The following is an 18,254-nucleotide window of genomic DNA, read 5'->3' as shown; positions in this document are numbered from 1 at the left end:
GGTCAGGCGGCCGGCGCCACATGCCGCAAACCGCGGGCCGCCTGCCGGATGGCCTGCGCCTCGGCGCCGTCCAGACGCTGCGCCAGCCGGTCGAGGCTGGGGCCGGCGCGGCCGGCGTCGCGGGCGATGCGCGCCAGCCGCCGCCGGGCCAGCCCCGCCGCGCGTCGGGTCGGGTCCGGCGTGTCGGGCGCGGCCAGCAGCGCGTGGCAGCGCATCGCGGCATGGGCCAGGGTCAGAATGGCAAGGCTTTGCGCCAGCGCCCGGTCGCGCGCCCCGGCCAGCCGCTCGGAAAGCCGCACCAGCCGCAGCGCACGATGATACAGCCGCGCCTGCCAGACCCGGCGGCGCGCCAGCGCATCCGGGTTGTCGGCGATTGCGGCCAGATCGCGCAGCATCATCTGCACCAGGTGCCGCTGGCGGCGTTGCAGGCTGACCGGATAGACCAGCCGATAACCGGCCCAGGCCGTCAGCGGCGCGGCCAGGACCGCCAGCCCCTTCAGCAGCAGGTCCGGCAAGCCTTCCTGCAGCGGCAGATGCGGCTGCGACATCAGCAACAGGATCATGCTGTAATCCGTGGCGGCCAGCATGGTCCGGCGGTGTCCGGCCAAAAAGCGGCGCCAGCATCAGCAAGGGCACCAGCATCAGGATCTGCTGCAATTCGGTCCGGGCCAGGGGCCAGAGCAGCCAGTGGCACAGGATCGCCGCCACCATGCCGAGCGCCTGCCCGGCGCTGACGTGGCGCATCATCTGGGCCGGGTTCTCGAAGGTCGAGAACAGCGAGATCATCACCGACAGGCCCAGCAGCATGAAGGGGCCGAGGCTCCAGCCGGTGGCCAGCCAGATCAGGCCGAACAGCAGCATCGCCCCGCCGGCACGCAACCCGGCCTCGCGTGCGCCGATCCAGTCGCGATGCAGCGCCACCGCCGCATCGGCCAGCCGCCGCGCCAGCGGCACCGGCACCGGCGCCGCGCCCTCGGCCCGCAGCAGCAGCGGCATGGCGGCAAGCAGCACCGCCCGGCTGGCCCGCACCTCGCGCCGCGAGCGCAGCGAACCGGCGGCATGGGGATCGAGGCCCTCCTCCAGCGCGGCGATGCGCGACAGCAGCGCCCGGCCCTCGGCCGGCACCGTTCCGGCCAGATGGCGCAGCAGATCGACCAGCAGGCCGCCGATGCGGGCGCGCAGATCGGCGACACCGCCCTGCCCGGCCAGGAAATAGCCGGCCAGCGTCGCCACCACGACCCCGGTCAGCACCGTCGCCAACCGGTCGGCGCCCAGATGCAGCACCCGGTCGGGATGCGCCGTGTCCAGCAGCGCCACCATCGAGGCCGAATAGCCCGCCAGCACCGTGCCATAGGCGATAAAGCCGCGCTGGAGATTGCCGGCCCAGGTGCAAAGCCCGACCCAGAGCGCCAGCCCCAGCACCAGGATCCCCGGATGCAGCGGCGCGCCCAGCACCAGCAGCACCCCCGCCCCCGTGCCGACCAGCGTCCCGGCAAAGCGGAAGAAGGCCTTTTCGAGCAATTGCCCGCGCAAGGGCTGCGCCGCCGCCCAGACCGACATGCCAGACCATTGCGGATGCTCCAGCCCCATGGCCCAGGCGACCAGAACCGCAAGGCAGCAGGCCAGTGCCGTGCGGCTGGCAAAGCACAGCCTGCCCCCGTCGAAGCCGCGCCGCAGCAGCCAGTCCGCGCTCATTCCTGCCCGACCGCCAGCCTGTGGGCGATGCGCGCCTCGATCCGGGACAGGTGGCGCAGCATCTCGTCCAGCGCGGCATCGTCCAGATCGGCCAGCAGCTCCGCCTCGATCCGGTCCAGCAGCCGGCGCAGGCGCGCCACCTCGTCCCGGCCGGCGGCGGTCAGCAGGATGCGGCGGGCACGGCGGTCGGCGGGATCGGGCCGGCGCTCGACCAGGCCGCGGCCCTCCAGCAGATCCAGCAGCCGCACCAGCGTCGAGCCGTCCAGCGCCAGCCTTGCGGCAAGCTCGGTCTGGCTGATGCCGTCGCCGCCCTCGGCCAGATGGATGAGCGGCGCCCAGGTCGCATCGGTCAGCCCGGCCGGGGCCAGGGCCTGCTCGACGGCCCGCCGCCACTGGCGGCCGAGCGTCACGAAATAGCGGCCGAAACCGCCGCGCGCAGGGGTCGGATGATTGGTCATGATGATACATGTATGTCAAAATAATTTGTATTGCAAATTATTTTGACGGCCAATGAATCCCGGCAAGGCACGGCGACAGTTTCCCAGCGCGACGCTGCGCCGGCGTCCCGGTCCTGCCCCCCGGTCCCGCCCCCAGGTTTCGCCCCGCGCAGCCGGAGAAATGACATCAAACTGTCCGCCAACCGTTGCCGAACCGTTGCATGCCGGCCCTAGCGTCCGCGCGACCCGCATCCCAGGAGTTGCCATGACCGCCCGCCTGCTTTCCGCCGCCTCGATGCTTGCGCTTCTTGCCGGCCCCGCCCTGTCCGAAAGCTTCAACCGCATCGCCTCCATCCCGGTCATCGCCAACATGGCCGAGGGCGAAGACAGGGCGCGCGCTTCCTCGGCCGAGATCGTCTCGGCCTCGCCCGACGGCATGACGCTGATCTATACTGACAGCCCGTTGGGCGTGGTCGGGCTGATCGACATCCGCGATCCCAGGGCGCCGAAACCGCTGGGCAATGTCGCGCTGCAGGGCGAGCCGACGACCGCCCATATCATCGGCACGCACGCTTTCGTCGGCGTGAACACCTCGGAAAGCCGTGCCAAACCCTCGGGCCGGCTTGCCGTGGTCGATCTGGACAGCGCGGCCGAGGTGGCCTCTTGCGACCTGGGCGGCCAGCCGGATTCGGTGGCGGTGGCGCCGGACGGCAGCTTCCTAGCCGTGGCGATCGAGAACGAGCGCGACGAGGAGGCGGGCGACGGCGGCTTGCCGCAGATGCCCGCCGGCTTCCTGGCCAAGCTGCCCATCCGCGACGGCATGCCCGATTGCGCGGCGCTTGAGCGGATCGACCTGACCGGCCTGGCCGGCATCGCCCCCGAAGACCCCGAACCCGAATTCGTCGACATCAACGAGGCGGGCGAGATCGTCGTCACGCTTCAGGAAAACAACCACATCGCCGTCATCGGCGCCGACAGCCGGGTCGCCGCGCATTTCCCGGCCGGCGCCGTGGCGCTGGAGAATGTCGATACCAGGACCGATGGCATGCTGGACTTTTCCGGCAAGACCGACCCGATCCCGCGCGAACCCGACGGGGTGAAATGGATCGACGCCGACCATTTCGTCACCGCCAACGAAGGCGACTGGAAGGGCGGCTCGCGCGGCTTCACCATCTGGAACAAGGACGGCACGGTCGTTTCCGAATCCGGCGCCACGCTGGAACATGCCATCGCCGAGATCGGCCACTATCCCGAAAAACGCTCGAAATCCAAAGGGGTCGAGATCGAAAGCGTCGAGTTCGCCCGCTTTGGCGAGACGCCCTATCTGTTCGTGCTGTCCGAGCGTGCCTCGGTCGTGGCGGTCTATGACCTGACCGACCCGGCAGCGCCGCAACTGACCCAGATCCTGCCCTCGGGCATCTCGCCCGAAGGGGCGGTCGCCATCCCGGCGCGCAACCTGTTCGTCACTGCCAACGAGGCCGATCTGGGCGAGGATGGCGCGGCACGGGCGCATGTGATGATCTTCGAGCGCAGCATCGCGGAACCGGCCTATCCCATGCTGACCTCGGCCGGCGCCGACGGGCTGATCGGCTGGGGTGCGCTTGGCGCGCTGGCCTCGGCCCCCGGGCGCGAGGACCGGCTGTTCGCCGCCTCGGACAGCGTCTATTCCGCCATGCCCTCGATCTACGAGATCGACACCGGCACGAAACCGGCGCGGATCGTGAAGCAGACCATCGTCACCCGCGGCGGCGATCCGGCGCAAAAGCTCGACATCGAGGGGCTGACCTCGGATGGCGAAGGCGGCTTCTGGCTGGCGAACGAGGGCGATGCGGCCAAGCTGGTGCCCCACGCAATCCTGCATGTGAACGAGACGGGCGAGATCACGCAGGAAATCGCCCTGCCCGCCGTATTGCTGGCGCATCAGACCCGCTTCGGCGCCGAGGGCATCGCCAAGGTGGGCAACACGCTTTGGGTCGCGATGCAGCGCGAATGGAGCGACGATCCGCAGGGGCAGGTGAAGCTGCTGGCCTATGATCTCGATGCCGGGGAATGGGGCGCAGTGCGCTATCCGCTGGAGCCGAAGGGCGAGGGCTGGATGGGCCTGTCGGAAATCGCGGTGAAGGGCGGGCACGCCTATGTCATCGAGCGCGACAACCTGATCGGCGACAAGGCGGCGGTGAAGAAGATCTTCCGCGTGGCGCTGGCCGACCTGCAGCCGGCCCCGCTGGACGGCGAGTTGCCGGTCGTCGCCAAGGAAGAAATCCGCGACCTGATCCCGGAACTGCGGGCGCTGACCAACGGCTATGTCGTGGACAAGGTCGAGGGGCTGGCCTTCGACGCACGGGGCGACGCCTGGGTGGTGACCGACAATGACGGCGTGGACGACAGTTCGGGCGAAACGCTGTTCTGGAACCTTGGCGCGCTGTGATGCCATGGGCAGGGCCGGCGCCGGCCCTGCCCGTCAATAGCGCAGCCGGGCGTAATAGGAATGCTCGGCCGCCGCGCGCGCCTGGCCCAGGGTGACGATGCCCCGCGCCTTCAGCAGCGGCAGCAGGCGCAGGAACACCTCGGCCGTCACCAGCGCATCGCTCAGCGCGTTGTGGCGCTGGGTGATCTCGACCCCCAGCCGCGCCGCGATGGCTTCCAGCGAATGCGAGGGCTCGTGCGGCTGGGCGATGCTGGCCAGCAGCAGCGTATCCAGCACCGGCTGATCGAAGCGCAGCCCGGTCGCCGCCTCTTTCATCTGCAAAAAGCGCATGTCGAAGGCGACGTTGTGGCCGACCAGCACCGTGTCCGCGGCATAGGCGTGGAAGGCCGGCAGCACCGCGGCGATGCGGGGCTGGCCCTGCACCATCTCGGGGCGGATGCCGTGATAGGGGATGGATTCGGGCGGAATCTCGCGGCCCGGATCGACCAGCTGGTCGAAACGCTCGCCACGCAGCATCTTGCCGTTCAGGATGCGCAGCGCGCCGATCTGGATGATCTCGTCGCCCTGCGCCGGGTTCAGGCCGGTCGTCTCGGTGTCGAAGACGGTATAGCTCAGCCGCTCCAGCAGCTGGTCGTCCAGCGAGCGGCTGGAATCGCTGGCCGCGAACAGGTCGAAATCATAGAATTCCGGCCGCGTCTCCAGCGCCTCGGCCTCGGGCCCGGCCGAGGCGGTCGGCAGCAGGAAGCGGAAAAAGGACAGGCCGGCCGGGCGGTCCTGCTCCAGCCACAATTCGCCGCCATGCCGCTCGGCGATGTCGCGGGCGGCGGCCTGCGCACCGCCATCGCCGCCCGCGGCCGGGGCGGCCGGATCGAGCGGCCAGACCAGGTCCAGATGCGCCCAGCCCGGCGTCGCGGCAGGCGCAAGGCGCAGCGTCAGGGACGGCATGCCCTGCGGCCCCGACAGCGATTCCGCCAGCGCGCCAAGCGCCTGGATCAGCGAAAAGCTGTCCAGTCGCAGCCACAAACCGTCATCGGCGCTTTCCACCTTGGCCACCCGCCCGGTCTGCGCCAGCACATGCTGCGCCGCCGCCGCCAGCAGGTCGTCGCCCAGCATCTCCTGCAGGGGCCAGCGGGTCAGGATCTCTTGCGAGGCATCGGCCGTCATCGCCGCCAGCCGCTGGCCCATGGCCGCCACCTCGTCGCGGACGATGGCGTGGAAGCCGTCGCGCTCGGCCGGCTCCAGGTCGGGATAATCCAGCATGTCCAGCGCCGCGCCCATATTGGCCAGCGAGGCGCGGCTGGCCTCGGTCAGCTCGGTCAGGCGGCGGTCGCGGCGGGACTGGGCGGCATAATCCTGGGTGATGTCGTCAAGCAGCAGCACATAGCCGCTGATCGCGCCCGCCTGCGGCCGCACCGGCGCCAGCACGACATGCAGCAGGCTGCCGGTGGTGGTGGTGGTGACGAATTGCGCCGAAACCGCCGTGTCGCCCCGCGCGATATGGCGGTCCACCGTCTCGCGCGCATGCTCGATCAGCGCGCGGTCGATCACCGCGTGGATCGAGCGGCCCAGCCCGATCGCCTCGGCCCCGCCGGCAAGCTGCCCGCCCGAGACGCGATGGAACAGCCCGCGGGCATGGTCATTGTAAAGCAGGATGCGGCCGTCGAGATTGCAGACCACGACGCTTTGGCGCAGCTCGGCCATCAGCGCGCCAAGCTGGTCGCGTTCCTGCGCCACCTTCTCTTGCGCCTCGGCCACCAGCCGGGCCATGTCGGTCTGCAGGGTCTGGCGCTGGTCGGCCAGCCGGTTCACCGCATCGGCCAGCCCGGCCAGCGCACCATCCGCCTGCGGCCGCGGCGCGTCGGCATTCCCGGCCAAGAGCCGCGCGGCATCGGCCAGCCGCGCCGGTGCCTCGACATGGCGGGCATGAAGCCGCGCCGCCCACCAGCCCGTCAGCGCCGCGCCCACCAGCCACCAGCCGAACAGGATCGCGCCGCTGGCTTGCAGCGCCGGGGCCAAGGCGGCGCCCAGCCCCCCGCGCGGCCCCAGGGGCAGCGAGGCATAAAACAGCCCCGCGCCCAGCAGCGCCCAAAGCGCCAGCGCCAGCCCCGGCGCGGCGGCAAGCAACAGGCGGCGCGGCCCGGGCCTCATGCCAGCATCTCGCGGATGCGCACGATCAGTTCGCGGGTCGAGAAGGGCTTGGTCACATAGGCATCCGCCCCCGCCCCCATGCCGCGGGCGATGTCGGTGTCGCGGCCCTTGGCGGTCAGCATCAGGATGCGGATGCCGGAAAGGTCGGGATCGGCGCGCACCGCCTCGCAGACCTCGAAGCCGCTCATGCCCGGCATGGCCGCATCCAGCAGCACCAGCCGCGGTCGCTCGCCGCGGATCATCGCCAGCGCCTGGGTACCGTCGGGCGCGACCAGCACCTCGTAGCCCTCACGCTTGAGCATGAAGGACAGCGAGACAACGATATTCGGCTCGTCATCCGCGATCAGCACCCTCTCCGTCATCCAACCCTCCCTTGCTGCGAAAGCGGCAGGCTGAAGGCAAAACACGCCCCCTGCCCCGGCTGGCTGTCCAGCCACATCCTGCCGCCCAGATTAACCACGATCTGCCGGCTGATCGGAAGCCCGAGCCCGGTGCCGGGCGGGCGGTTGCCGGCCTCGCCGCCCTGACGGAACTTGTCGAAGACGGCGGCCTGGTCCGCGGCCGCGACGCCGGGACCGTTGTCGCGCACCATGACCACCAGTTCGTCGCCCTGATGGCGCAGGGCGACCTCGACCCGGCCGCGACCCTCGGGGACGAATTTCGCGGCATTCGACAAAAGGTTGACCAGAACCTGCGTCAGCCGGTCGGGATCGGCCAGCACCATCGGCACCTGCTCGGGCAGGTCCAGCATCACCTCGGCGCCACGCTCGCGGAACAGCTCGGCGGTGGAACGCAGGGCCGCCGCGATCAGCGCCTTCATGTCCACGTCGGTATTGTGCCATTCGGCCATGCCGGATTCGATCTTGGCCAGGTCCAGAACCTGGTTGACCAGCCGGCTCAGCCTTTCGCTTTCCGACAGGATGATGCCCAGGAACTCCTCGCGCTCGGCGGGCTGGATATCGGGCGTGTCCAGCATCAGTTCGGTCAGCGCCCGGATCGAGGTCAGCGGCGTGCGCAATTCATGCGTGACCGAGGACATGAAATCGTCCTTGAGCTGATCGAGGCTTTTCAGCTTTTCATTGGCGGCGCGCAGCTCGACCGTCGCCTCCTCAAGCTCGCGGGCATAGGTGCGCACCTGCGAGGCCTCGTCGATGATCTCCAGCACGTCGCCCAGGCTCAGCGGTTCCTCTTGCGCCACCGATTCCACCATGACACGGGCCGAGGCGGTGCCGATGGCGCCGGCGATCTGGCGCTCGACCCGCTCCACCAGCCGGGCGTCGGCGGTCAGGCTGTCCAGTGCGGTTCCGGTCTCGCGCGCGTGGTCGCGAAACAGCGCCTCGGCCCGCGCCGCGCCCAGGAAACGGCCGGCCAGCCGGCGCAGATCCTCGGGCCGCGCCCGGCCGCGCCAGAAGACCGGCTGCGCCTGGCCGCGCTGGAACACCTCGACGAAGAGCAGCGCCTGGCTGGCCTCGCGGGCCGAGGCGCGGCCCCGAAGCGACAGGCCGACATAAAGCCCGATATTGACCAGAAGGCTCCAGAACAGCGAATGGGTCAGCTCGTCAAAGCCGGTCAGCCCGAACAGGCGCTGCGGTGCCAGGAAGGCCAGGCCGAAGGGACCGTCGAGGAAACCGCCCGGAATCCAGCCCGAACGCGCGACCGAGGGCAGCATCAGGGTATAGGCCCAGACCAGCGAGCCGCCGATCAGCCCGCCAAGCGCGCCGGCCCTCGTCGCGCCACGCCAATACATGCCGCCCAAGAGCGCCGGGGCGAATTGCGCCACCGCGGCAAAGCTGATCAGCCCGATCGAGACCAGCGCATAGGCCTCGCCCGCCACGCGGAAATAAAGATAGCCCAGCAGCAGCACCAGCAGGATCGCGGCCCGGCGGATGTTCAGCAAAAGCTGCGTCAGATCGCCCCCGGTGCGGGCAAAGCGGCCGCTGCCCAGCAGGGCGGGCATCACCAGGTCGTTGCAGACCATGGTCGAGACCGCGACGGTTTCCACGATGATCATGCCCGTCGCCGCCGAAAGCCCGCCCAGATAGGCCAGCAGCGCCAGCCATTCCGCACCCTGCGACAAGGGCAGCGTCAGCACATAGCTTTCCGCCCCCGCCCCGCCGTCGCCGAAGATCAGCATCCCGCCGATGGCGATGGGCAGCACGAAGATGTTGATCAGCAGCAGATAGGCCGGAAACTGCCACGAGGCGGGCAGGATGTGCCGCTCGTTCACGCATTCGACCACCATCATCTGAAACTGCCGCGGCAGCAGCAGCACCGACAGCATCGACAGCAGCGTCAGCGTGAACCATTGCGCGCCCTGGAAGCCCTGGAACCCCTGCCCGCCCAGTTGCAACAACGCGGCGATGTCGGGCTGGGCCTGCGCCCGCGCCCAGATGTCGCCCATGCCGCCGAAAAGCCCGTAGGTGACGAAGATGCCCACCGCCAGGAAGGCCGCCAGCTTGACCGCCGATTCGAAGGCGATGGCGGCGACCATGCCTTCGTGCCGCTCGGACAGGTCCAGGTGGCGGGTGCCGAAGACCACGGCGAAACCGGCCAGCGACAGCGCCATGTAAAGCGTGCCGTCCTGCCACCAGGCCGCATCGGCCGGGCCGGGGCCGCCGGTCAGCGCCTCGTAGCCGGCCGAGACCGCTTTCAATTGCAAGGCGATATAGGGCAGGATGCCGACAACGGTGATCAGCGTGACCAGCGCCGCCAGCAGCGGGCTCTTGCCATAGCGGCTGGCGATGAAATCCGCGATCGAGGTGATGCGGTAGCTGCGGGCGATCCGCACCATCTTGCGCAGCACCAGCCAGGCCAGCAGCATGGCCAGCATCGGCCCCAGATAGATCGGCAGGAACCACACCCCGCCCGAGGCGGCGCGCCCGACGCTGCCGAAATAGGTCCAGGCCGAGCAATAGACCGCCCAGGACAGCGCATAGACCAGGCTGTTGTCGATCAGCGAGCGGCCCTGGCCGGCGCGGCGGTCGCCATGCGCCGCCACCGCCACCAAGAGCAGCAGGTAGCCAAAGGAAACCGCAAGGACCAGGGCAGGCTGGATCATCCCTCGCGCTCCCCGGCGTCCCGCGGCTCCTTGCCGCCGCGGCCGGTGCGCGGCGCGCTGACCCAGGCCAGGGCGGCGATCAGCCCGATCCAGATCACGAACAGCGCCACCGGCAGCAGCGGCAGCCCCAGCACCGTCAGCGGCTGGTCCCAGACCAGCAGCAGCGGGAAATTGAGCAGCAGGAAGCCGGCGCCGCACAGCGCCAGCAGCACCTCGGATCGGGGACCGTCGCGCCGCCTCATAGCAGGTCCAGCCGGTAATGCTGGCCCAGCCATTGCTTGAAATCGCGCACGATGTTCAGCGAATCGCGCAGGGCCTGGCGATCCAGCCGGCCCAGGTCGGCGGGACGGATGCTGTTGTCGGGCGCCTGCCCGCGCGCGATCTGCGCCAGGTTGCCGTCCAGCTTCAGCGCCATCATGCAATGCAGCGCGTCGGTCAGGTCGCGCGCCAGCCCGGCATCGATGCGCCCCGCCGCCGCCAGCGCCTGCAAGCGGGCGCGGGTGCCGGTCGCAGCGATGCCATATTCCAGCGCCAGGGCGCGGGTGCCATGCACGACCGGGAAGATGCCCAGCTTCTTGAGGTCGATCTCGGCCGCCTCGGGTCCGCGCATCCCCGGCAGGCGACGCCACCAGCCGCCCTCGGCGCCGCTGTCGAACTGCCGGATCGCGGCGGCGAAGCGGGCATGGAAACTGTCGCTGCCGGTCAGGATGCGCCGCAACCGGTCCCGCAGCGCGACCAAGAGCCCTTCGTCGCCCGCCACCGCCGCGGCATCGAGAAAGATCGCCAGGTTCATCGGCCCCTCGGCATCGCCGCCATGGACCCAGTCGCGGATGGTGTCGCCGAAGCCCTGCACGCTTTGGCACCACAGCGGCCGGCTCAGCATGATGCCGCCCGGACAGGGCGGATAGCCGAAGGAGATCAAAGCCTCGGTAAAGGCCTGCGTCACCCGGTCGAGCCCGTCGAAGCTGAAATCGTCGCGCAGGATCAGGGCGTTGTCCTGGTCGGTGCGGATGATTTGTTCCGACCGCCCCTCGCTGCCCATGACGATCAGGCAGCTGTTGTCGCGCAGCGCCTGCGGCGCCAGCAGCTGCCACAGCCGGCGAAAGATCTGCCGGTTCAGCCCGCCGACCAGCCCGGCGATGACCTCGATTCGCACGCCGTCCTCGTGCAGGGCGCGGATCAGCACCTCGACCTGGGCGGCGGGCCGGGCCAGTTCGGCCGGGCTGGTCGCCCGCGCGATCTCGGCCGCGACCAGGTGCGACTGGTTGGCCAGGAAGCCCATCAGGTCCAGCTGGCTGAGAATGCCGGCAACCGCGTCGCCCTCGCGCACCAGCACGCGGTGGATGCGGTGGCGCAGCATCAGCGTCATCGCGTCGAAAAGGTCGTCGTCGATCGAGACGGAAAAGGGCGTGAAGCTGGTGAAGTCGCGCACCTTCAGCGCCTCGGGGGGCGTCTCGCGCAGGATCGCCTGCACCAGGTTGGTGGTGGTGAAGATGCCCAGGCGCGTGCCGTCCCGCACCAGCGCATCGGTGATGCCGCGCGCCGCGAGTTCGCGGCACAGCGTCAGCAGGTCGGTTTCGGCATCGACGAAATGCGGCTTGCGCAGGATGGCGTCGCCCACCCGCGCGGTAACCAGCGTCACCATCTCGCGCTGCTCGTGGCGCTGCGCGCGCTCGACGGCCGTCATCGCCGGCCTTCCCGCCGCCCGGCCAACAGACACCAAGCCACCGCTTCAGAGGAATCGCGCATGGATTCTCTGCCCCCTCCCAACCTTGAAACCGCACCAGGCGCAACCTTTTCAAGGCTGCGCCCGGCGCCATACCGGCCTTCCTCCTGCTCGCAATACCTTGATAAGCCTAAGCCCAGGGCTTGCACAACATCCTTGCCGCGGGTGGGGGTGCGGAAGGGCCGCGATCAGGGGTCGACGGCGCGGAACTCCAGCTTGCCCGAAAGCAGGATGGCAACGGTCGAGCAGACCGCGCCCGACAGCAGATAAAGCCCCGCGGCGGGCAATCCCAGCCAGGTGGACAGCAACAGCGCGGTCAGCGGCGCAAAGCCCGCGCCGAACATCCAGGCCAGGTCCGAGACGATGGCCGAGCCGGTATAGCGGTTGCGCGCCTCGAACAGCGAGGCCACCGCGCCCGAGCTTTGCCCGAAGCTGAGGCCGAGGATGAAGAAGCCGACGATCATGTAGACCAGCTCGCCGGTCTGGCCGCCGGACAGCAGCAGCGGCGCCAGCGCGGCAAAGCCGCCGATCAGCAGCGCGCCCACCAGCAGCAGGTTGCGCCGGCCGAAGCGGTCGGCCAGCCAGCCCGACAGCAGGATGGCCAGGATGCCGCCGGTCGCCGCCACCGCCTCGATGATCAGGAAGCTCAGCAGCGTCTCGTCGGTGTAAAGATAGATCCAGGACAGCGGATAGACCGTGACCATGTGGAACATGGCAAAGCTGGCCAGGGGCACGAAGATACCGATCAGGATCGCGCCGCCGTCCTCGCGCAGGGTCTTGCCGATGCGGGTCGGCTGAAGTTCGCGCGATTCGAACAGCTCGGCGAATTCCTCGGTCGCGACGATGCGCAGCCGCGCGAACAGCGCCACGACATTGACCGAGAAGGCGACGAAGAACGGATAGCGCCAGCCCCAGTCCAGAAAATCCTGCGCCGTCAGGTTGGCCGCCAGATAGGCGAACAGCAGGCTGGCCACGATCAGCCCGATGGGTGCGCCCAGCTGCGGCACCATGGCGTAAAAGCCGCGGCGATGGCGCGGCGCGGTCAGCGCCAGCAGCGAGGGCATGCCGTCCCAGGCGCCGCCCAGGGCCAGCCCCTGCGCGATACGCAGCACGGCCAGGATGGCCACGGCCCAGCCGCCGACGTTCTCGTAGCTGGGGATGAGGCCCATGGCGACGGTCGCGGTCCCCATCAGGAACAGCGCCGCGGTCAGCTTGGTCACGCGGCCGTGGCGGCGGTCGATGCTCATGAACAGCACGCTGCCCAGCGGCCGGGCGACGAAGGCCAGCGCCAGCAGCGCGAAGGACAAGAGCGTCCCGGTCAGCGGATCGGCAAAGGGAAAGATCCGCTGCGGAAAGACGATCACCGAGGCGATGGCGAAGACGAAGAAATCGAAGAATTCCGAGGTGCGCCCGATGATGACGCCCACCGCGACATCCGAGGGCGAAACCCGGTGGCGGCCATGCGAGGACGGGGCGGCCGATTGCACGGCGGGCGTGGAGGAGGTGGTGCTCATGTGTCGAGGAATCCGATGCGATGCAGATTCGTGCCGGGCACGGGCCAACCCGCCGCGGCGTTTCCGGCCTCATAGCTGCCGCAAGCCAAAACTGAACTGTATAGGACAAAACGTCGCATGGCGGATTTGATCTAGATCAAGGTAATTCGCCCCGTGCCATGTCGCGCCCCGCGACTCAGCCCTCCGTTCCCGTCGCTCACCGACATCGGGTAGTCCAATGACCTACATAAGAAAATTCGCCCGCCTGCCCTGGCTTGCCTTGCTGATTCCGCTTGCCGCCTGCAGGGCCGAGGTGCTGGCGCCCGCCGGGGACGTGGCCGCGCGGCAGCGCGACCTGCTGGTGATCTCGACCCTGCTGATGCTGCTGATCATCGTGCCGGTGATGGTGCTGACCGTGATCTTTGCCCGCCGCTATCGCGAAAGGAACAAGGACGCCGACTATCGCCCGGACTGGGATCATTCGACCAAGCTGGAATTCGTCATCTGGGCCGCGCCGCTTCTGATCATCATCACCCTGGGCGCGCTGACCTGGGTCGGCACGCATCTGCTGGATCCCTATCGGCCGCTGGACCGCATCAGCGCCGACCGCCCGCTGACCGAGGCGCATGAGCCGCTGCCGGTGCAGGTGGTGGCGATGGACTGGAAATGGCTGTTCATCTATCCCGAGCAGGGCATCGCCTCGGTCAACGAGCTGGCCGTGCCGGTGGATCGCCCGGTCGCGTTCACGCTGACCTCGACCTCGGTGATGAACGCCTTCTACATCCCCGCGATGGCCGGCATGATCTATGCCATGCCGGGGATGGAGACCAAGCTGAACGGCGTCTTCAACCATCCCGGCGAATACAAGGGCATCGCCTCGCATTATTCGGGACACGGCTTCTCGGGGATGCATTTCAAGGCGCATGCCACCGACGAGGCCGGCTTCGACGCCTGGGTCGAAAAGGCGCGGGCCACCGGCGGCACGCTGGACCGCCCGCGCTACCTGGAACTGGAGGCGCCCAGCGAGAACGTGCCGCCGATGTCCTTTGCCGAGGTCGACCCGCAGCTGTTCCAGCGCATCGTCAACATGTGCGTCGAGCCGGGCAAGATCTGCATGGCCGAGATGATGGCGCTGGACGCGCAGGGCGGCACCGGGCTGGCCGGTACGATGAACGTGACGGCCCTGACCTATGACAAGCATCAGCGCCGCGGCACCCGCGCGCCGGTGCTGGGCTGGGAACCCTTCCAGGTCGCCTCGTTCTGCACGCCCGAGGATTCGGCGCTGATGTTCGGCCAATCGCCCGAGCTGGCCCGCGCGCCGCTGGACACGGCCCCGCTGCGCGGCCATGCGCTGGTGCCGCCGAAAGGGCCCTTCGCCCCCTCGCAAGACAATGCCGTCACGCTGCTGGACCCCGCCGAGGGCCGGGCGCGGAACTTCTGATCGGACGCAAAGCATGGCTACCTTTTCCAACGAGACCACCTTTCTTCTGGGCCGGCTGAACTGGGACGCGATCCCGAAGGAGCCGATCGTCTGGGCCACCTTCGTCGTCGTCGCCCTGGGCGGCATCGCGCTGCTGGCCGCGCTGACGAAATACCGGCTCTGGGGCTGGCTCTGGCGCGAATGGTTCACCTCGGTCGATCACAAGAAGATCGGCATCATGTATATCGTGCTGGCGCTGGTCATGTTCCTGCGCGGCTTTGCCGATGCGATCATGATGCGGTTGCAGCAGGTCTGGGCCTTCGGCGGCTCCGAGGGCTACCTGAACGCGCATCACTACGACCAGATCTTCACGGCCCATGGCGTGATCATGATCTTCTTCGTGGCGATGCCCTTCATCACCGGGCTGATGAACTATATCGTGCCGCTGCAGATCGGCGCGCGCGACGTGTCCTTCCCCTTCCTCAACAATTTCTCGTTCTGGATGACGGTGGGGGGCGCGGTCATCACCATGGCCTCGCTGTTTCTGGGCGAGTTCGCGCAGACCGGCTGGCTGGCCTTTCCGCCGCTGTCGGGTATCGGCTACAGCCCCTGGGTCGGGGTGGACTATTACATCTGGGGGTTGCAGGTCGCCGGCGTCGGCACCACGCTGTCGGGGATCAACCTGCTGGTGACGATCCTGAAGATGCGGGCGCCGGGCATGACCATGATGCGGATGCCGGTCTTCACCTGGACCTCGTTCTGCGCCAACATCCTGATCGTCGCCTCGTTCCCGGTGCTGACCATGACGCTGATCCTGCTGACGCTGGATCGCTACGTGGGCACCAATTTCTTCACCAACGACCTTGGCGGCAATCCGATGATGTATATCAACCTCATCTGGATCTGGGGCCACCCCGAGGTCTATATCCTGATCCTGCCGCTGTTCGGCGTGTTTTCCGAGGTCACCTCGACCTTCTCGGGCAAGCGGCTGTTCGGCTATTCCTCGATGGTCTACGCGACCGTCTGCATCACGGTGCTGTCCTATCTGGTCTGGCTGCACCATTTCTTCACCATGGGCTCGGGCGCTTCGGTGAACTCGTTCTTCGGGATCACCACGATGATCATCTCGATCCCGACCGGGGCCAAGCTCTTCAACTGGCTGTTCACCATGTATCGCGGCCGCATCCGCTATGAGCTGCCGATGATGTGGACCATCGCCTTCATGCTGACCTTCGTGATCGGCGGCATGACGGGCGTGCTGCTGGCGGTGCCGCCGGCGGATTTCGTGCTGCACAACTCGCTGTTCCTGATCGCCCACTTCCACAACGTGATCATCGGCGGCGTGCTGTTCGGCCTGTTCGCGGCGATCAACTTCTGGTGGCCCAAAGCCTTCGGCTTCAAGCTGGACGTGTTCTGGGGCAAGGTCTCGTTCTGGTTCTGGGTCGTGGGCTTCTGGGCCGCCTTCATGCCGCTTTACATCCTGGGCCTGATGGGCGTCACGCGGCGGCTGCGCGTCTTCGACGACCCGGACCTGCGGATCTGGTTCGCCATCGCCGCCTTCGGCGCGGTGCTGATCGCCTGCGGCATCGCGGCCATGTTCGTGCAGTTCGGCGTCTCGATCCTGCGCCGCAACCGGCCGGACTATCGCGACGTGAGCGGCGATCCCTGGGACGGGCGGACGCTGGAATGGGCGACCTCCTCGCCGCCCCCGGCCTATAACTTCGCCTTCAGCCCGATCTCGCACGGGCTGGACAGCTGGTGGGAGATGAAGCAGCAGGGCGCCGTGCGTCCGACCGGGGGCTACATGCCGATCCACATGCCCAAGAACACCGGCGCCGGCGTGATCCTGGCCGCGCTGGCCACCATCTGCGGCATGGCGCTGGTCTGGTATGTCTGGTGGCTGGCGGCGGCAAGCTTCCTGGGCATCATCGCCGTGTCGATCGCCCATACCTTCAATTACGACCGCGACTATTACATCCCCGTCTCGGATATCGAGGCGACCGAGGATGCCCGGACGCGCCAGCTTGCGCAGGGGGTTTGAGAGATGAGCCACGCGACGACCGATACCATGGCCCGCTATTGGGAGCTTGAGCCCCATCACCACCCCGAGGGCGCCTCGACCAGCCTGGGCTTCTGGGTCTACCTGATGAGCGACTGCCTGATGTTCGCAGTGCTCTTCGCGGTCTATGGCGTGCTGGGCACCAGCTTCGCCGCCGGGCCGGGGCCGAAGGACCTGTTCGACCTGGAGCTGGTGGCGGTCAACACCGCCATGCTGCTGCTGTCCTCGATCACCTTCGGCTTCGCCATGCTGGCCATGGGCAAGGGCGACCAGCGCGGCACGCTGCGCTGGCTGGCGGTGACGCTGTTCTTCGGCCTGTGCTTCCTGGCCATCGAGCTTTACGAGTTCCACCACCTGATCCATATCGGCGCCGGGCCGCAGCGGTCCGGGTTCCTGTCGGCCTTTTTCACGCTTGTCGGCACGCATGGGCTGCATGTCACCTTCGGCTCGATCTGGCTGGTGACGCTGATGGTGCAGATCACCCGGACCGGGCTGATCCCGGCGAACCAGCGCCGCATGGTCTGCCTGTCGATGTTCTGGCATTTCCTCGACGTCATCTGGATCGGCGTCTTTACCTTCGTCTATCTGCTGGGGATGATCTGATGTCCGCCGAACACGCCCATGCCGCGCATCACGACGATCACGGCCACGACCATGGCAGCTATGCCTCTTACCTCAAGGGCTTCCTGCTCTCGGTGATCCTGACCGCGATCCCCTTTGGCCTGGTCATGGCCGGCGGCTTCGAAAGCCGCGCCCTGACCGCCGTCACGGTGATCGGCTTTGCCGTGGTGCAGATCCTGGTCCACATGGTCTATTTCCTGCACATGAACGGCAGGCAGGAAGAGGGCTGGACCATGCTCTCCACCATCTTCACCGTGGTGGTGGTGGTCATCCTGCTGGCCGGCTCGCTCTGGGTCATGTATCACATGAACACCAACATGATGCCGCAGATGGACCATGAGCTGATGCAGGGCTTCGGTTCGTGACCCTGCGCCGGCTGGCGGCGCCGGCCGGGGCGCTGGCGGTGTTCCTGGCGCTGATGGCGCTGGGGCTCTGGCAGGTGCAGCGGCTGGCCTGGAAGACCGACCTGATCGCGCGGGTCGAGGCGCGGCTGGCGGCAGGCCCGGTCCCCGCCCCCGGACCTGCCGAATGGGCCGGGATGGACGCGCGCGATGCCGAATACCGCCGCATCGCGGTGACGGGAACCTATCGCGCGGACAGCGACACGCTGGTCAAGGCGGTGACGGAACGCGGGCCGGGCTTCTGGGTGATGACGCCGCTGCAAACGCCCGAGGGCTGGACCGTGCTGGTCAATCGCGGCTTCGTCGCGGATACCGCCCGCGACGACCGCCCCCTCCCCCAGGGCGAGGTCACGGTGACGGGCCTGCTGCGCATGAGCCAGCCCGGCGGCGCCTTCCTGCGCGGCAACGATCCCGCGGCCGGGCGCTGGTATTCCCGCGACACTGCCGCCATCGCCGCGGCGCAGGGGCTTGGCCCGGTCGCGCCCTGGTTTCTCGACGCCGATGCCCAGGGCGGCGGGGCGCAGCCCATCGGCGGGCTGACCGTGGTCCGTTTCCGCAACAGCCACCTGGGCTATGCCCTGACCTGGTTCTCGCTGGCGGCGCTTTGGGCGGGCTGGCTGCTCTGGGCCCGGCGCCGGGGCGCGCGGGACTGACGGGCGCGAAGGGGCCAGGGCCCAGGAAAACCCACGCGACTTGACTTGAATCAACGTCCTGGCGGCTTGATATCCGCAAGGGTGGGCAAGATGCTGGCGCCGCCAGGTCGGAAGG

Annotated in this window: 14 protein-coding genes and 1 pseudogene; 6 read left to right on the top strand and 9 right to left on the bottom strand. The window is 68.4% G+C overall.

The features are described 5' to 3' along the window. Nucleotides 1–2 precede the first annotated feature (2 nt). The 3 genes and pseudogenes from ACNKFW_RS21375 to ACNKFW_RS21365 all read right to left on the bottom strand — a co-directional run bounded on the left by ACNKFW_RS21375 (nucleotide 3) and on the right by ACNKFW_RS21365 (nucleotide 2,153). A complete protein-coding gene (locus tag ACNKFW_RS21375; protein WP_418025863.1) occupies nucleotides 3–563 on the bottom strand; it encodes an FUSC family protein in 561 nt (186 codons plus the stop codon). Nucleotides 564–672: 109 nt separating this feature from the next. Then, a pseudogene (locus ACNKFW_RS21370) lies at nucleotides 673–1,590 on the bottom strand (FUSC family protein); the annotation flags it as partial. A gap of 101 nt (nucleotides 1,591–1,691) precedes the next feature. Next, nucleotides 1,692–2,153 carry a MarR family winged helix-turn-helix transcriptional regulator gene (locus ACNKFW_RS21365; RefSeq protein WP_024843822.1) on the bottom strand — a complete coding sequence of 154 codons (462 nt, stop codon included), beginning with the start codon at nucleotides 2,151–2,153 and terminating at the stop codon, nucleotides 1,692–1,694. A gap of 244 nt (nucleotides 2,154–2,397) precedes the next feature. On the opposite strand from ACNKFW_RS21365, the gene ACNKFW_RS21360 reads away from it, so the two are divergent. Further along, nucleotides 2,398–4,560: an esterase-like activity of phytase family protein gene (locus tag ACNKFW_RS21360; RefSeq protein WP_333483846.1), complete on the top strand. Its 2,163-nt coding sequence runs from the start codon at nucleotides 2,398–2,400 to the stop codon at nucleotides 4,558–4,560. A gap of 33 nt (nucleotides 4,561–4,593) precedes the next feature. On the opposite strand, the gene ACNKFW_RS21355 is transcribed toward ACNKFW_RS21360, so the two are convergent. The 6 genes from ACNKFW_RS21355 to ACNKFW_RS21330 form a co-directional block, all read right to left on the bottom strand. Continuing rightward, on the bottom strand, nucleotides 4,594–6,708 hold the full coding sequence (locus ACNKFW_RS21355) for an exonuclease domain-containing protein (protein ID WP_024843824.1): 2,115 nt from the start codon (nucleotides 6,706–6,708) through the stop codon (nucleotides 4,594–4,596). Next, the gene (locus ACNKFW_RS21350) at nucleotides 6,705–7,070 is read right to left on the bottom strand and encodes a response regulator transcription factor (protein WP_024843825.1); all 366 of its coding nucleotides are present in this window, start codon (nucleotides 7,068–7,070) and stop codon (nucleotides 6,705–6,707) included. Before ACNKFW_RS21350 ends, ACNKFW_RS21355 begins: the two co-directional genes overlap by 4 nt. Continuing rightward, a complete protein-coding gene (locus ACNKFW_RS21345) occupies nucleotides 7,067–9,766 on the bottom strand; it encodes an ATP-binding protein (RefSeq protein ID WP_028710268.1) in 2,700 nt (899 codons plus the stop codon). The genes ACNKFW_RS21350 and ACNKFW_RS21345 overlap by 4 nt, the downstream gene beginning before the upstream one ends. Then, nucleotides 9,763–10,008 carry a hypothetical protein gene (locus ACNKFW_RS21340; RefSeq protein WP_024843827.1) on the bottom strand — a complete coding sequence of 82 codons (246 nt, stop codon included), beginning with the start codon at nucleotides 10,006–10,008 and terminating at the stop codon, nucleotides 9,763–9,765. The genes ACNKFW_RS21345 and ACNKFW_RS21340 overlap by 4 nt, the downstream gene beginning before the upstream one ends. Continuing rightward, the gene (locus tag ACNKFW_RS21335) at nucleotides 10,005–11,453 is read right to left on the bottom strand and encodes a putative nucleotidyltransferase substrate binding domain-containing protein (RefSeq protein ID WP_114669405.1); all 1,449 of its coding nucleotides are present in this window, start codon (nucleotides 11,451–11,453) and stop codon (nucleotides 10,005–10,007) included. Before ACNKFW_RS21335 ends, ACNKFW_RS21340 begins: the two co-directional genes overlap by 4 nt. 227 nt (nucleotides 11,454–11,680) lie before the next feature. After that, a complete protein-coding gene (locus ACNKFW_RS21330) occupies nucleotides 11,681–13,006 on the bottom strand; it encodes an MFS transporter (RefSeq protein ID WP_024843829.1) in 1,326 nt (441 codons plus the stop codon). Between the two features lie 217 nt (nucleotides 13,007–13,223). On the opposite strand from ACNKFW_RS21330, the gene cyoA reads away from it, so the two are divergent. From cyoA to ACNKFW_RS21305, 5 genes are read left to right on the top strand one after another with little or no spacing between them, the layout of a single operon-like run. Continuing rightward, the gene (gene cyoA, locus ACNKFW_RS21325; RefSeq protein ID WP_114669404.1) at nucleotides 13,224–14,426 is read left to right on the top strand and encodes a ubiquinol oxidase subunit II; all 1,203 of its coding nucleotides are present in this window, start codon (nucleotides 13,224–13,226) and stop codon (nucleotides 14,424–14,426) included. Nucleotides 14,427–14,439: 13 nt separating this feature from the next. Beyond that, the gene (gene cyoB / locus ACNKFW_RS21320; protein ID WP_114669403.1) at nucleotides 14,440–16,446 is read left to right on the top strand and encodes a cytochrome o ubiquinol oxidase subunit I; all 2,007 of its coding nucleotides are present in this window, start codon (nucleotides 14,440–14,442) and stop codon (nucleotides 16,444–16,446) included. A 3-nt stretch (nucleotides 16,447–16,449) separates the two neighbouring features. Further along, complete coding sequence (gene cyoC, locus ACNKFW_RS21315; protein WP_114669402.1) at nucleotides 16,450–17,067, top strand: cytochrome o ubiquinol oxidase subunit III; 618 nt, start codon at nucleotides 16,450–16,452, stop codon at nucleotides 17,065–17,067. Next, nucleotides 17,067–17,450 carry a cytochrome o ubiquinol oxidase subunit IV gene (gene cyoD, locus ACNKFW_RS21310; RefSeq protein WP_024843832.1) on the top strand — a complete coding sequence of 128 codons (384 nt, stop codon included), beginning with the start codon at nucleotides 17,067–17,069 and terminating at the stop codon, nucleotides 17,448–17,450. The genes cyoC and cyoD overlap by 1 nt, the downstream gene beginning before the upstream one ends. Next, on the top strand, nucleotides 17,447–18,139 hold the full coding sequence (locus ACNKFW_RS21305) for an SURF1 family protein (RefSeq protein ID WP_114669401.1): 693 nt from the start codon (nucleotides 17,447–17,449) through the stop codon (nucleotides 18,137–18,139). The genes cyoD and ACNKFW_RS21305 overlap by 4 nt, the downstream gene beginning before the upstream one ends. The last annotated feature ends 115 nt before the right edge of the window (nucleotides 18,140–18,254 follow it).

Source organism: Paracoccus sp. TD-10 (assembly GCF_048270675.1).
GTDB classification, from domain to species: domain Bacteria; phylum Pseudomonadota; class Alphaproteobacteria; order Rhodobacterales; family Rhodobacteraceae; genus Paracoccus; species Paracoccus pantotrophus.
Note: the sequence above shows the minus strand (reverse complement) of the source record. Positions and strands in the feature narration are given on the sequence as shown.

Excerpts from the sequence above, each read along its gene's own strand:
- ACNKFW_RS21365 (WP_024843822.1), bottom strand. The coding sequence starts at position 2,153 with ATGACCAATCATCCGACCCCTGCGCGCGGCGGTTTCGGCCGCTATTTC.
- ACNKFW_RS21360 (WP_333483846.1), top strand. The coding sequence starts at position 2,398 with ATGACCGCCCGCCTGCTTTCCGCCGCCTCGATGCTTGCGCTTCTTGCC.
- cyoC (WP_114669402.1), top strand. The coding sequence starts at position 16,450 with ATGAGCCACGCGACGACCGATACCATGGCCCGCTATTGGGAGCTTGAG.
- ACNKFW_RS21355 (WP_024843824.1), bottom strand. The coding sequence starts at position 6,708 with ATGAGGCCCGGGCCGCGCCGCCTGTTGCTTGCCGCCGCGCCGGGGCTG.
- ACNKFW_RS21350 (WP_024843825.1), bottom strand. The coding sequence starts at position 7,070 with ATGACGGAGAGGGTGCTGATCGCGGATGACGAGCCGAATATCGTTGTC.
- ACNKFW_RS21375 (WP_418025863.1), bottom strand. The coding sequence starts at position 563 with ATGATCCTGTTGCTGATGTCGCAGCCGCATCTGCCGCTGCAGGAAGGC.
- cyoA (WP_114669404.1), top strand. The coding sequence starts at position 13,224 with ATGACCTACATAAGAAAATTCGCCCGCCTGCCCTGGCTTGCCTTGCTG.
- ACNKFW_RS21340 (WP_024843827.1), bottom strand. The coding sequence starts at position 10,008 with ATGAGGCGGCGCGACGGTCCCCGATCCGAGGTGCTGCTGGCGCTGTGC.
- ACNKFW_RS21335 (WP_114669405.1), bottom strand. The coding sequence starts at position 11,453 with ATGACGGCCGTCGAGCGCGCGCAGCGCCACGAGCAGCGCGAGATGGTG.
- cyoD (WP_024843832.1), top strand. The coding sequence starts at position 17,067 with ATGTCCGCCGAACACGCCCATGCCGCGCATCACGACGATCACGGCCAC.
- ACNKFW_RS21345 (WP_028710268.1), bottom strand. The coding sequence starts at position 9,766 with ATGATCCAGCCTGCCCTGGTCCTTGCGGTTTCCTTTGGCTACCTGCTG.
- ACNKFW_RS21330 (WP_024843829.1), bottom strand. The coding sequence starts at position 13,006 with ATGAGCACCACCTCCTCCACGCCCGCCGTGCAATCGGCCGCCCCGTCC.
- cyoB (WP_114669403.1), top strand. The coding sequence starts at position 14,440 with ATGGCTACCTTTTCCAACGAGACCACCTTTCTTCTGGGCCGGCTGAAC.